Origin of the sequence: Evansella sp. AB-P1 (assembly GCF_029688925.1) — a bacterium.
In the GTDB taxonomy this organism is placed as follows: Bacteria; Bacillota; Bacilli; order Bacillales; family Salisediminibacteriaceae; genus Evansella.
This window is the reverse complement of sequence record NZ_JARUKY010000015.1, coordinates 59,350-73,378: the sequence shown is the minus strand read 5'-3', so window position 1 is coordinate 73,378 and position 14,029 is coordinate 59,350. Positions and strand designations below refer to the sequence as shown.

General features: G+C 37.2%; 14 protein-coding genes and 1 riboswitch. Of the genes, 8 read left to right on the top strand and 6 right to left on the bottom strand.

Features of this window, described 5'->3' with window-relative positions; genetic code table 11:
* Positions 1–44 precede the first annotated feature (44 nt).
* Positions 45–230: an alpha/beta-type small acid-soluble spore protein gene (locus QA612_RS15950; RefSeq protein WP_278284805.1), complete on the bottom strand. Its 186-nt coding sequence runs from the start codon at positions 228–230 to the stop codon at positions 45–47.
* A 419-nt stretch (positions 231–649) separates the two neighbouring features.
* Here QA612_RS15950 and QA612_RS15945 point away from each other — a divergent pair, with 419 nt between their 5' ends.
* The 8 genes from QA612_RS15945 (at position 650) to secY (ending at position 9,592) form a co-directional block, all read left to right on the top strand.
* On the top strand, positions 650–772 hold the full coding sequence (locus tag QA612_RS15945; protein WP_278284804.1) for a hypothetical protein: 123 nt from the start codon (positions 650–652) through the stop codon (positions 770–772).
* A 120-nt stretch (positions 773–892) separates the two neighbouring features.
* Positions 893–2,134 carry an IS4 family transposase gene (locus QA612_RS15940; RefSeq protein ID WP_278284803.1) on the top strand — a complete coding sequence of 414 codons (1,242 nt, stop codon included), beginning with the start codon at positions 893–895 and terminating at the stop codon, positions 2,132–2,134.
* A gap of 372 nt (positions 2,135–2,506) precedes the next feature.
* Positions 2,507–2,704 (top strand): hypothetical protein, encoded by a 198-nt coding sequence (locus QA612_RS15935; protein ID WP_278284802.1) that lies wholly within the window; start codon positions 2,507–2,509, stop codon positions 2,702–2,704.
* A 113-nt stretch (positions 2,705–2,817) separates the two neighbouring features.
* Positions 2,818–2,946, top strand: coding sequence for a hypothetical protein (locus QA612_RS15930; RefSeq protein ID WP_278284801.1), 129 nt, complete (start codon positions 2,818–2,820; stop codon positions 2,944–2,946).
* An 858-nt stretch (positions 2,947–3,804) separates the two neighbouring features.
* Positions 3,805–3,931: riboswitch (SAM riboswitch) on the top strand.
* 200 nt (positions 3,932–4,131) lie between these two features.
* The gene (locus QA612_RS15925) at positions 4,132–5,445 is read left to right on the top strand and encodes an O-acetylhomoserine aminocarboxypropyltransferase/cysteine synthase family protein (RefSeq protein WP_278284800.1); all 1,314 of its coding nucleotides are present in this window, start codon (positions 4,132–4,134) and stop codon (positions 5,443–5,445) included.
* A 117-nt stretch (positions 5,446–5,562) separates the two neighbouring features.
* Positions 5,563–6,882 (top strand): homoserine dehydrogenase, encoded by a 1,320-nt coding sequence (locus QA612_RS15920; protein WP_278284799.1) that lies wholly within the window; start codon positions 5,563–5,565, stop codon positions 6,880–6,882.
* Positions 6,883–6,998: 116 nt separating this feature from the next.
* Positions 6,999–7,973 (top strand): aldo/keto reductase, encoded by a 975-nt coding sequence (locus tag QA612_RS15915; RefSeq protein ID WP_278284798.1) that lies wholly within the window; start codon positions 6,999–7,001, stop codon positions 7,971–7,973.
* Between the two features lie 317 nt (positions 7,974–8,290).
* The gene (gene secY / locus QA612_RS15910; protein WP_278284797.1) at positions 8,291–9,592 is read left to right on the top strand and encodes a preprotein translocase subunit SecY; all 1,302 of its coding nucleotides are present in this window, start codon (positions 8,291–8,293) and stop codon (positions 9,590–9,592) included.
* A gap of 116 nt (positions 9,593–9,708) precedes the next feature.
* Here secY and QA612_RS15905 read toward each other — a convergent pair whose 3' ends face one another.
* The 5 genes from QA612_RS15905 to QA612_RS15885 form a co-directional block, all read right to left on the bottom strand.
* Entirely contained in the window at positions 9,709–10,962 is a 1,254-nt protein-coding gene (locus tag QA612_RS15905; protein WP_278284796.1) for an MFS transporter, read from the bottom strand.
* A 21-nt stretch (positions 10,963–10,983) separates the two neighbouring features.
* Complete coding sequence (locus tag QA612_RS15900) at positions 10,984–11,880, bottom strand: ArsR/SmtB family transcription factor (protein ID WP_278284795.1); 897 nt, start codon at positions 11,878–11,880, stop codon at positions 10,984–10,986.
* A 230-nt stretch (positions 11,881–12,110) separates the two neighbouring features.
* Positions 12,111–12,671 (bottom strand): isoprenylcysteine carboxylmethyltransferase family protein, encoded by a 561-nt coding sequence (locus QA612_RS15895; RefSeq protein ID WP_278284794.1) that lies wholly within the window; start codon positions 12,669–12,671, stop codon positions 12,111–12,113.
* A 216-nt stretch (positions 12,672–12,887) separates the two neighbouring features.
* Positions 12,888–13,244 (bottom strand): spore coat protein, encoded by a 357-nt coding sequence (locus QA612_RS15890; RefSeq protein WP_278284793.1) that lies wholly within the window; start codon positions 13,242–13,244, stop codon positions 12,888–12,890.
* Positions 13,245–13,260: 16 nt separating this feature from the next.
* A complete protein-coding gene (locus QA612_RS15885) occupies positions 13,261–13,536 on the bottom strand; it encodes a hypothetical protein (protein WP_278284792.1) in 276 nt (91 codons plus the stop codon).
* Between the last annotated feature and the right edge of the window lie 493 nt (positions 13,537–14,029).

Genomic DNA, 14,029 nt, shown 5'->3' with positions numbered 1-14,029 from the left:
CGCGTAGAATAAATCTACGCGTTTAGTGCCAAGATATTTTTTTATTAAAATTTTTGTTGTTCAGCTTGTTGAACTAGGCGTTTAGTAATTTCCCCACCTACAGAACCATTAGCGCGTGAAGTAGCATCGGCTCCTAATTTTACGCCGAATTCTTGTGCAATTTCATACTTCATTTGATCCAATGCTTGTTGAACTCCAGGTACTAGAAGTTTGTTATTGCTTCGTGCCATCTGTATCACCTCGCTTTTTTTTAGGTTACTCCTAGTATGGTGGTATAAGCTTTACATATGCAGAAAGAACGGTGGCAATATTTTCTTCTGTTTCTTAAGTGTTTCTATGCTGGGATTAGTCGCTTTTTTTTGCAGTGCTTTTAGATCAAAGAAACGTTTTAGACGACAGGAAGAACGTCAGGGAAGACTTCTATTCAAGTCGAACTTGCATCATGAAGGGCGGATTCCACTGCTGAACTAACACTTATTTTCAGAGTAGACCGCCCATGCAAGAAAACAGTTGCACCATGGAAGATGAAAATTTCCTTCCACAGCAATCACATTCTTATGAATTTGTAGCTTTGCAGTCGTCTAGTTTGGTCCTAATATACTGCAAATTGTATAAACACTGCTTGCAGGCACAGAGGAAGAGTCCAGCGTTGCTGCAAAGGGTGAAAAAGAGGTTTGCAGGCACGGAGGAAGGGTCCAGCGTTCCTGCAAAGGGTGAAAAAGAAGTTTGCAGGCACGGAGGGAGTAGCCCAATGGCCTTGCACGGTTTTTAAAATTTAACAAATTTTCAATAAAATGTATTTACAAGCATTAAAAAAACTCCTATTGTAGAAGGTGTGTTGACCTTGTTTTGTTCCCTAAAACAAACAAGTCTACTACAAAGGAGTTACAAAATGAACAATAAAAGTATAGGTCGGGAAATGCTAATTTGTCAATGTTTATCTCTGCTACCATTAGATGATTTCGACTGTCCTCTGATGGATTATGAGAAGTACAAGCTCTCTACGAAATCTCTATTAAAAACGTTTGTATCGGCCCAACTCGATCAATGGAGTTCTTATGCACATATGGAAGAAAAGCTGGAAGCCTACCCAAAGTTGCGGGAAAAAATTGGTATATCCGGCATAAGCGCCTCTCAACTCAGTCGCCGCATTAATGATCTTCCAACAGAGTTTACCCAGAAGCTGTTTATTAATGCTGTACAAAAACTAAAGCAGGTTACACAAAACCGAAAAGGACTCCCTGATGGTATTGGGCGCTTAAGCATTATTGATTCCACTGAGATTAGACTACCCAAACAACTATGCGACTGGGCTTATATTTCAAAAGAGTATCATGCAGTTAAAATGCACACTAGGCTTCAAATAGTCTCGCCTGATGTAGTGTTTCCAGACAAGATTGTACCGTCCACGGGTATTGTTGGGGATGTGGAAACATCTGATCTTTTGATCGAAGAATCAGACAGTACTTATTTAACAGATCGCGCTTATCCTTCCAAAGATAATCTGATGTCATGGCAGAAAAAGAAGATAAATTTTCTTGTTCGGCTTTCAAAATCTTTACGTCTTATTACATTGGAGAAGTATACACCTACAAATCCATCTATCATAAAAGACGAAAAGGTCCTGTATGGTGTTTCTGATATTCCTCTTCGGTATGTCGAATTCTTGGATGAAAAAGGCCGTCAGTATCGAATTTTAACGACCAGGTTCGACCTTTCAGATGAACAGATTATGGATCTATATCGGCATCGATGGATGATTGAATTGTTTTTCAAATGGATAAAGCAACATCTAAAGCTGACAAAAATATGGAGTACAAAACCACAAGGTATATGGAACCAGATGTTTTTAGCATTAACAGCTTATGTTGTTACGATGATCGTAAAGCTCCAAATGGAGTCATGTAAGTCACCATGGGAGTTCTTCAGGCTCATGCAAACACATCTCTACAAGACAGTTTCATCTTTTAAAAAAGCACTCAGGCGTAAAAAGAAAAGTAATTCAAAAGGTCGACAGAAAGTTCCAATACCGGACAGGAAGGCAGAGCCCAATTATGGTAAAGTCACAATAGTTAAACTGAAGTCCAAAGAAACTCAAGAAAGAACACAAACACCTAAATTAGGTAATTATTAAAAATAGGAAAAAAAAGGGAACAAAGGTCATGATAATGCCCTGTTCACTTTTTTCAATTTTACAGAGAAAAACCACTGTAAAAATTATCTATTTATTGGATTTTAATACAATCATGCAAGGCCATTGGGAGTAGCCAGCGTTGCTGCAAAGGGTGAAAAGGAAGTTTGCAGGAACGGAGGGAGTAGCCAGCGTTCCTGCAAAGGGTGAAAAAGAGATTTGCGGTAACGGAGGGAGTAGCCAGCGTTCCTGCAAAGAGTGAAAAAGAAGTTTGCAGGCACAGAGGATGGGTCCAGCGTTGCTGCAAAGGGTGAAAAAGAAGTTTGCAGGCACAGAGGAAGAGGCCAGCGTTCCTGCAAAGGGTGAAAAAGAAGTTTGCAGGAACAGAGGAAGGGTCCAGCGTTGCTGCAAAGGGTGAAAATTAGATTTGCAGGTACAGAGGACAGTCCAGCGTTGCTGCAAAGGGTGAAAAAGAAGTTTGCAGGCACAGAGGAAGAGGCCAGCGTTGCTGCAAAGGGTGAAAAAGAGGTTTGCAGGCACAGAGGAAGGGTCCAGCGTTGCTGCAAAGGGTGAAAAAGAAGTTTGCAGGCACAGAGGAAGGGTCCAGCGTTGCTGCAAAGGGTGAAAAAGAGGTTTGCAGGCACAGAGGAAGGGTCCAGCGTTCCTGCAAAGGGTGAAAAAGAGGTTTGCGGGCACAGAGGAAGGGTCCAGCGTTCCTGCAAAGGGTGAAAAAGAGGTTTGCGGGCACAGAGGAAGGGTCCAGCGTTCCTGCAAAGGGTGAAAAAGAGATTTGCAGGTACAGAGGGGGTAGCTAGCGTTCCTGCAAAGAGGGCAAAGGATTAGTGGATACCTTCTTAGCTACCGCATTTCATGATTTTCCTGCTTTCCAGGCTTCTAGAACGTTTCTTATTTTCAGAGTATACCGCCCATCGCCCATGCAAGAAAACATTTGCACCATGAGAGAAGAAAATATTAATCAAGTTGGTTCATCCGATACTGGTGACAGCTTTCCACGGGCAAAACTTCAACCTCCACACTTCGCACTATCGTGCCGAATTGTCGTGTCTTCGCCTATTGATTTTCCCGTTGGAGTCGTCACCTTTCACTCCTGAAATAACGTTTATTTTAAGGGGGAGACCGCCGGTGCAAGTGGTATTTGCACCATGAGGGATGAAAATACTCTATCTAGCGGCTTCATTCTTACCGTATCTTTGTTTTTCCACCGTTTGCGGGAACAATAGCGGCTTTATTCTTACCGCATTTGTGTTTTTTCATCATTTGCGGTAACAATAGTGGCTTCTATCTTCCCGTATCTCAACTTTTCCACTAATTGCGGGCGTATAGAACTCTTCTTGAGTACCGCTTTTCATGATTTTGAGGTTTTGCAGTCGTCTAGACCAGTTCTATTTACAAGGCAGACATCTCATGTAAACAAATTTTCACTATAGGATAAGTAAATGTACTTACTAAGACGTTCAGAGTTATAGGCAGTAACTATCACCACATGTATACCACTGAAGTCGCCATACACTACTGAGCCAATATTTATTTTCAGGATTTCTATTCTAATCTTAAAGGAAGTTTAAAGATTGGCACAAATTTAAAAATAAAATTGACATCCTATAATAACGATGTTATGATTTCTTACAACTTCATAAATAGTAATGATTAAATCCTTATCAAGAGTGGTGGAGGGACTGGCCCGACGAAACCCGGCAACCAGTATGGGACGAAGTATTTCTTCGATCTATGCAAGGTGCTAAATCCTACAAAGCGACAATAAGCTTTGGAAGATGAGAGTGTGTAGAATTTAGCTAATTTTCATAGTTGAATTACAATAATCCATTCACACGTTTTCCTCTGCTGATTGATCAGTAGAGTTTTTTTAATACATAATAAGTCTGAAAAATCGGAAAAATAACTTGTTTTTAACAAAAGTACACTGGGACTACCTTTGAGAAAAGCTTATATAAAATCATTATCCTGAGGAGGAATTATTCATGGCAGAAGAAAAGAAAGAAGAAACGTACAACCTTGAAACACTACTTTTACACGGGGGACAAGAGCCAGATCCAACGACTGGATCAAGAGCAGTACCTATTTACCAAACAACTTCTTACGTCTTTAACGATACAGCTCATGCGGAAAACTTATTTGCATTAGCTGAAGAGGGGAACATTTATAGCCGCATCATGAATCCTACAGTCGATGTTTTTGAAAAGCGAATAGCACTGTTGGAGGAAGGGGCTGCAGCAGTAGCAACTTCATCTGGTATGGCTGGAATCGCATTATCTATATTAAATATTGCAGGTGCAGGGGACGAAATTGTGGCAGCCACAAACCTCTATGGTGGAACGTACAATCTATTTTCCATTACGTTACCTCGATATGGTATTAAAGTTCATTTTGTTGATCCTACAGATCCTAACAATTTTAAAGAGGCAATTAATGATAAAACGAAGGCTGTGTTTGCTGAAACCATTGGAAATCCTAGTTTGCATGTACTGGATATTGCTGGAGTGGCTGATGTTGCTCATGAGGCAGGTATTCCACTCATTATTGACAATACATTTGCTACACCGTATAACTGTAAGCCAATAACTCACGGCGCAGATATTGTTATTCATTCTGCAACGAAATGGATTGGTGGGCACGGAACATCTATCGGGGGAATTGTTGTTGATGGAGGGAATTTTGATTGGAATTCTGAGAAGTTCCCAAGTTTTACGGAACCAGATCGAAGCTATAATGGTATTTCCTATGCAAAGGATATTGGAGCTGTTGCTTTTGCCATTAAGTTCCGAGTTCAGCTTTTACGTGACTTTGGATCATGTTTAAGTCCATTTAATGCATTTCAATTCTTACAAGGGTTAGAAACGCTACATTTACGTGTTCCGCGTCATAATGAAAATGCATTAAAAATGGCCAAATATTTAGAGGAACATCCTGCAGTCGAGTGGGTCTCTTACCCAGGTCTTGCCTCTCATCCATCACATGAGCATGCTACTGAGATTTTTAAAGAAGGCTATGGTTCGGTATTGAATTTTGGAATTAAAGGTGGACGTGAAGCAGGACGGAAGCTAATAGACAGTGTTGAGCTATGGTCTCATTTAGCTAACGTAGGAGATGCAAAGAGTTTAATTATTCACCCAGCTACAACAACACATCAGCAATTATCTGCTGAGGAAATAAAAGCGACAGGTGTAACAGAGGATCTCGTTCGTCTATCTGTTGGTATTGAGAATGTAGAGGATTTATTCCGAGATTTAGATCAGGCGTTAGAAAAAGCGACTGGTGAAGGGAAAGGGAAGTAGTTGTAACAATTTAAAAGTAAAAATCTATCTTAAATGAAAGCTATTATCAGGTTAGCCTAGTTATAAAAATCAAAAGTAATTTTGCGTAATAAACATGTACAAGGGGGATGAAGGTAAATGAGTCAGTCATCATATAAAATTGCAATCATCGGTTTTGGCACCGTAGGAGAAGGTGTATATAAAACCATCATGAAGTATGAAAAGAAAATAGAGGCGTTACTTGGTCGTTCCTTAGAAATTCCCCTTGTATTAGTTAAAAATCAATATAAGAACCGAAATGTACGAAAAGGTACGATGATTACAGATGAATTTGATAAACTATTTCAGCACGACAGTCTACATGCAGTTGTTGAAGCTTCTCCAGATGCTGAAACTAGCTATCCCTATGTGGTTCAGCTATTAAACAAAGGGATATCTGTCATATCTGCCAATAAAGAATTAATTGCGAACCATGGAAGGGAGCTTCATAATATAGCTGCTAAAAATAAATGCATTTTATTATACGAAGCTGCTGTTGCTGGGGGAATTCCTTTATTAAATACCCTTCGTCATACATTAAAGACGAATACAATAAAGCGTTTGGATGCAATCGTAAATGGAACGTCTAATTTTATGTTAACAAAGATGAGGGAAGCGTCTGTTAGCTTTGAAGATGCATTAGAAGAAGCTCAAAGAAAAGGCTATGCCGAAGCTGTTCCCGACAAGGATGTAGATGGTTGGGATGCTTATTTTAAAACGAAAATAATGACCCAGTGGATATATGGCTGTGAATCTACTTGGACATCTGAGAAACCAATTGGTATTCGTGGGGTAGATACGGAAGATATTATGTTAGCAAAACAATTTCATGCTAGGATAAAGCATGTAGCAACAATTAATAAAAATGGAAGTAACGTGGAATCTTCTGTAAGACCTTGCCTTGTATTTGAAGATCATCCTCTTTTTAACGTTGAAGGAGTAAATAATGCTATTCAGATTGAGGGGAGTATTGTAGGTTCTATCGTGCTACAAGGACCTGGTGCTGGAGAATTCCCTACAGCTAGTGCTATCATCGAGGATTTAGTAAATCTTCTAACGGGACGTCATGAGCCAGAGAAGCAAGTGGGAATTGAATTTTTACACGAGCAATCACATGAAACTCTTGTTGGAAAAACAAGTGAAGAAAACGAAGAGTTAAATGATGGAAAAGAAGCTGGTTTGTGGTTTGTTACAAGTGAAAAAGATGTCTCTAACTTTTTAGTCACTACTGGGGCTACTGTCGTAAAATCCATCTTAGAAATAGGAAAAAAATATGGGACTCTTATCTATTCATCTAATGAATGTATTAAGGAAATAACGAGTCAGTTGGAAAAAAGTGATCATGTGTATCCTGTATTATTAGGTGAATCTTCTAATTGGACAAATGAATTAAAAGAGAATTTAAGTGTATTAGTTTAGATAGCTATTTGCACCGGGCTTTTTCGCCCGGTTTTTCGTGTGAAGTAAGTAGTGTATCTATTTACACTAAATTTTTTTGATAGTGATCACTAATAAATTTGGGAAAGGTGATGGTTATGAACTACAGAAAATTAGGAAAAACAGATTTAACTTTATCAGAGATTACATTTGGTCCAATGAGATTTGAAACAGAAGAGAAAAATGGAAAAAATGCATTAGATCAAGCGATTGATTTAGGAGTAAATACGATTCATTCCAGCTATGAATATAAAACGATTGATCTACTGGGATCTTGCTTAAAAGAACATCCAAAGAGACATGAATTGAATCATATAATTAAAGTGTCTACTCCAGAATTTGATCAACCAAAATTTGATAAGCAATTATTTCGAAAAAGAATAGAAGATGCACTACGAACCTTACATACAGATCGAATTGATGTTGTTCAACATTTACAACGTGGAGTATCACAGAAAGCTGTTTTCCATAAAGAGGGGAATGCAAAGAGAATTACTATGTTTCCTGAAGTGCTTGAAGAAATGTTAGATATCTTCGATGATATGAAAAAAGAAGGGAAGGTAGGCTATCTAGCTTCATTTCCAATGACTACAGAATACGGAGCAGTAGCCATTAATAGTAAAAAATTTGATGCATTAGTTGGCTATTACAATGCAATAGAGACAGATTTTGAACAATTTTTCCCAGCTTTAGAGGAAGAAAAAATGGGCTTTATTGCGATTCGCCCCTTGTTAAGAGGATTGTTAACTGATCGACGTGCTAATCGGAAGGATTTACCTGCTGATGACACATTTAAAGGTGCAGATTGGGATGATGCATATGATTTGCTTTCCAAAATTAACTCCTTCTTACAAGAGATGGATATGAGTTTGGAAGCTTTTGCTATTAAGTTTTGTTTAGCAGACCCGAGAGTGACAACTTTAGTTATGGGCTTGAATAATCCAACGCAGGTAGATGTGGCTGTTCAACAAGCAGATGGTAATTATTTAGATGACGAGGTCGTACGTCAAGTGATTAATACGATTAATCGGCATAAGAAAGAACGAAAAACGTGGTCTCCATTTAATAAATAACCTAGCTAGTATGTAAAACCTTTATTCAGTCTAGTAAATATTTATCTTTCTAAAACGAAAAACCGCTAGACTTGGATAAATGTTTTCTATTAATTTTTTACATAAAAATAAAGCGTTTACATTGTTGGTTTTTCAGTGTATTCTTATTTTTAGATAGAAAAATAAAGGTTTGTCAAAATATAGTAATTTTAGTAAAGTTGTTACTATTTTTGTCAAATTTAAAAAAATATCAAATATTTATAGTTTTTATGATATTCTATTAAAAAGACCAAGAGATGTTTGTTCGGTCTATACATTGAAAGGTTGAGGTGCTGCACATGTTTCGTACGATTCGCAATATTATTCGCGTGGGTGACCTACGCAACAAGATTATTTTCACATTATTGATGTTACTTGTGTTCCGAGTAGGAGCACATATACCAGCTCCTGGTGTTGATCCATCAGTACTAGATTTTGGTGATCTAGCAGCATTTGGATTTTTAAACACATTTGGTGGGGGAGCTTTGGAAAACTTCTCAGTATTTGCAACTGGTATCATGCCGTATATTACTGCATCCATTATTGTGCAGCTATTGAGATTAGATGTTGTTCCTAAATTTGCAGAGTGGTCAAGAGAAGGAGAAGCCGGTCGTAAAAAGCTAGCTCAGGTTACTCGTTATGGAACGATAGGAATCGCTTTTTTACAAGCATTAGCATTATCCATTGGGTTTAATAACTTAATGCCAGGTCTTGTACCAAATCCAAATGTTATGACTTATTTACTTATAGCAGTTGTATTAACAGCAGGTACTGCTTTCCTTATGTGGCTAGGGGAGCAAATTACTATTAAAGGAATAGGAAATGGTATTTCGATCATTATCTTTGGTGGGATAGTAGCTGCCTTTCCACAAGGAGCAAACCAACTTTATGGTATGTACATTGTGGAAGCAGGAGATCAGCTATTCTTAAACATTGTAACTATCATTCTTATTTTACTAGCGATTATTGCTATTATTGTTGGTATTATATTCGTTCATCAAGCTGTTCGTAAGGTTCCGATTCAATATGCGAAGAAAATTGCTAGTGGAGGTCGACCAACTGGAGGTCAATCCACACATATACCATTAAAGGTAAATGCAGCAGGGGTAATTCCAGTTATCTTTGCATCAGCACTATTCTTTATGCCACAAACGGTTGCTGGAATTTGGGGTGGAGAAGGCGGATTTGCCGCTACGATCATTAACATATTTGCCTTAGACTCACCTTATGGTATTGCATTTTATGCTATATTGATAATCGCCTTTGCTTATTTCTATACATTTGTTCAAATTAATCCAGAACAAATGGCTAATAACTTGCAAAAGCAAAATGGATTTATACCAGGTATTCGCCCTGGGAAAACTACTGAAAAGTATATCGTGCGAACACTTTACCGTTTAATATTTGTTGGTTCATTGTTCTTAGCAACAGTAGCAATTATTCCTTTAATTGTTACAGCGGTAATGGGTCTGCCACCTGCAGTACAAATTGGTGGAACTGGACTACTAATCGCAGTAGGTGTTGCATTAGATACTATGAAGCAAGTTGAAAGCCACTTAATTGATCGACGCTATTCCGGATTCTTAAAGAAATCCTCATAAACACATGAAATAATGAAACCTCAAAAACGTTTTCGTTTTTGAGGTTTTTTAGTGTTCTAATAAACTCTAGTAGCAGGTTACTAGTTTGCTAATAATACTACGTAGTAGGACTAATTTTAAGTTGCTGTTTTCTCAGTAGTAATTTGTTTGGGATCTACTTTTTCCTCTAACGGTATATTTAATTGATAGAAAATTTTAGAATTCCACGCAATGAATGTTGCAAATATGGTTAATCCACCTAATGCCACAAATAGTATAGTAAAACTATATGTTTCTGCTAATACTCCACCTAATCCTGCACCTAACGGAATACCTGATTGGGCTAAAAGAGCTCGAACGGTAAATACACGTCCACGTATATTTTCGGGAACTCGTTTTTGATAGAATGTCGTATTATTAATTGTAAACATTACAGCGAATAGTCCTTGTAGCATAGAGACAACTAATGCTAACCATATATTAGTGACAATTCCGAGTAATACGAGCATTAATCCCCCTAAGCTTAAGCTTCCTAACATAACAAATCGTAGGTTTTTCGGTTGTTTGAAAGAACCTGTAATAAAAGAACCAAACACCATTCCACAAGAAAATAACGACATAAATAAACCATACTGAAATTCAGTACCATGTAAATGCTCCAATACGTATGGTAAAAACAATGGTTGTGCTGCTCCAGAACTAAAGTTAATTGTCATCATTAATATTCCAATCCAAAACAACACTGGGTAAAATTTATAAAATCGAATCCCTTCTTTAAACATTGGCAACCATGCTGGACGAACCTCTGACTTTACTAAATCGATCTTTTTAATAAATAGAAGAAGAAAACCTGATAAAGTTACTACAAGAACAAGGATGATAATAATGACTAGAGGGCCAAATAAGGTAAGAAGTAGTCCACCGAGTGCTGGTCCAATCAGCATCATTGTTTGCATTGTTCCTTCTAATATGGAATTTCCACGCTGAAGTGACTCCTTAGGAAGAATATGTGCTACATACGCCATACTAGAGGGACGAAACAATGGCTCTGCAATTCCGGTTATCATAGCTGCTATAAATAAAATGGGTAAATGAAGCTGATCCAAAAAGAGTAAAATACCTGGGATAAAAAAGACAATGGCTCTCATCCATTCAGAAATGATCATTACCGTTTTATATTGAAATCTATCAATATATGGTCCGGCTAATAGATTAGTTATTAAGCTCGGTACCATAAATGAAATCCAAATCATACTCATTGCTATTTTTGAACCAGAAATATCATAAACGAGCCAAGAAATAATAAAAGCAGCAAACGTTCCACCTAAACCTGAAGCGGCTTGTGCAAACCAAAGAAATAAAAATGAACGTTGAAGATATAAAGTTTTCATTTGATATTTTCCTCCAGAGATTTAATTAAAAATATATTGTAATACTCTTCTTTCCATCTCTTTAACACCTTGTTCTCGAAAGCTATAATAATCTTGACCTGTTGGAGAAATGTGTAGATGTACTAGCCCAGCGGAACGTAAAGCTATTAAGTGGTGATGCACTGTACTTTTTGCCAGTCCTATTGCCTGGTGAATGGATTTAAATGTTTGTGGATTATTAGCTAGTTGCTTTAGTATTTGTAATCGATTTTCATCGGATAAGGCTTGTTGTACTCTCAAAAATTTAGGTGGGATCACATTGGTGCCTTTTATATCATCAACGGAAAACTGGTAGAAATGATGATTTCGATCTTGTTGATACAGTACAATTGGACGAGCATGATATTGTGGGATTAATGTGACAGTTAAATCCTCTGAAAAACCTTCTAACTGTAACCCGTTAGTAACAATATTTATTACTTCTACCGCATCATAGTTAGAAATAAGGCTCTCTATTTCCCGCTGTTTTTCCTCTAATGAATGAAGGATGGAGGGATCTAACGTTGAAAAATAGTAATTGTTCCATTGATCTAATAGTTTATAAACCTCTACTATCGGTAAAGGAGGGGGAGTGGTTGCTATTTGTTTTGATAATTCTTCTACTAAGCCAACCTTATCCAAATCCATAGTCCATTTTAATAAGTCGTCAATCGAGTCTCCGTTAAAAATACCATATTGAATACAACGATGAATCCAGGTTAGTGTGACTTGTACTTCTTTTCTTTCCAAACTAGTAATAAACTCATTAGGAAGTAATTGAGAAACCTCTTTTCTCCATTTCGTTCCTAAATCTACTTTTTTGAATATGGACCTTTGCTCAAATACAAACAAACTTGCCATAAATTCCATTTGTGGGTTAAAAGCAGTGTATACTTTCATTATGTTCGACTCCAATCGAATAAACTTTTTATTTGTTCGATTATAATCGAACGATCATTGATTTTGCAAGGAGAATTTTAAAAAGTCAGAAAATTGTGCGGGACCATGTTCCGTACGATTTTGTGAATAGGGAGGAGGGGAGGAGTATCGTTCCTAACGTAGTCTAGTGTCCAAAAGAAAAAGCTACGAAATAGTTCCGTAGCTTTAATGTGAACTTACATATAGAATTCTTAATAGAGAAATGGGAGAAGACGGAATCGGTGTCTGCACCAATACGTATAAATATCTCCATATTTTTTTGTATAAATATTCTCTTCTAATGACATATAATAATGTAATGCCGTTCCGACAAATACAAAAGAAAAGAATATTGAAAACCAATGTCCACTTATATATAATCCAATTCCAAGTGTAATGAAAAAGAAACCTGTATGAAATGGATGCCTAGTAAAACGGAAAGGACCGTCACTGTATAATGGGCGGTTTTCTAATGGAATAATCATCCTTGTAAAGTATGGTTTTGTTATAAAGTAGGTCCAATATCGGATAAACAACCCTTGTGTGATTAGGACTAACCCGATCATTTTTGCTATATTCGATGTTCCCTCTGTTACATTACTTAAAAGATAGCTAGTAAGGATAACACAAAGAAACATAATAGCGAGTAGCCCCTTAATGTATAAGTTGTTCTTTTTTACCCCCTTTCTCTTTTTGGCTGTATCCTCATAGACAAACCATTCTAATAACCACCCAGCAATAAGTACGATAAAAATAAAGAAAGCAATATTCATAATACTACTAGCATGTTCGAAATTAATAAAAAATAACCACATTTTAAAAAATATAAGATGAAAAAATGTAATAAATAGGAGAGAGTTACTAGACCTTGACGATGAGGAATTTCAAATAGAAGATGAATTGAATCAATGGGGAGACCAGATAAAAGCAAAAGAGGCTGTCCTCAAAATAAGTTAAATCACTTTTTAAGACAGCCTCTTTCTTAAAGCTTATTGTTGTTGATTGTTTTGGTTATATGGATTTTGAGCTTGATAGCCAGTAAATTGCTGATAGGATTGATTTAATGTTTGTTGTTGTTCTGCATCAAAGCTATACCAACCCTTTTCAAACATTAAGTTGAAGAGGTTCCGTTGGCATTGCTGGGAATCGATAAAAATTTGCTGTAGATCAGAATAAAGTGCCTGATGGCTTGCTTCATTTAATGCCGTTGAGTATGAATCAGTCATATATTTTTCTGTAGATAGCATATCGTTTATATAATCACGATCTGACATTTGTGGTGTTTCTGGAACTTGCGTTTTTGGATTTTGAATTTTTGTTGAAGATTGCTGTTGTTGATTATTCATGATTTTTTCCTCCTTCCTATTGTAACGGTTTATTCATTTGTTGGTTTTGTTGGTTTAAATGGTTAAGGATAGTTTGGTAATGATTATTATGCATTCTTCCTGCTTCGTCTAAAGCTTGGGAAATTTGAGGGTCAGTGCATTGCTGTGCATAAGCATGAGCCTTTTTCATAGCCAATAAATTCCAGGAAAGCATATCGGTAACATACATATGATCCTTTGTTGTAATCACATTTGGTGGTTCAGGCATTACATTTTGTTGCCCTTGCCCTTGTGTCATATTCTGTTGCTGCATAATTACTCCTCCTCATTTGTAGTCATTAAGAGACGCTATAGATCATTTTTATTGTTCTCATTCCAATCATCTGTATACTAAGAAATCAATTGAAATTAATTTGGTCATTAAATGTTCATTATTTGATGGACTACCCTGAAAACAAGAAGCGTTCTAGAAGCCCGGAAAGCAATGAAAAACACAAATGCGGTATCCAAGAAACGTTCTAGAAGCCCGCAAAGCTACAAAATCATAAGATGTGATTGCTGTGAAAGAATATTTTCATCCCCCATGGTGCAAGTTCCACTTGAATGAAGGTCTACCCTGAAAATAGAAATGGTTCATTAGTGGAAGGCGGCGACTCCAGTGGGATCAGCACGATCCGAAAATCCTCTAGCACTTACCGAGTAAGTGCTAGGAAGTTGAGGCCGTGCCCGGAGTTAGGATGGCGACATTACTCCGTTCCCTACAGGACGTAGGCGGTACTTAGGTGTAATTGTGTCACCTGTAACGA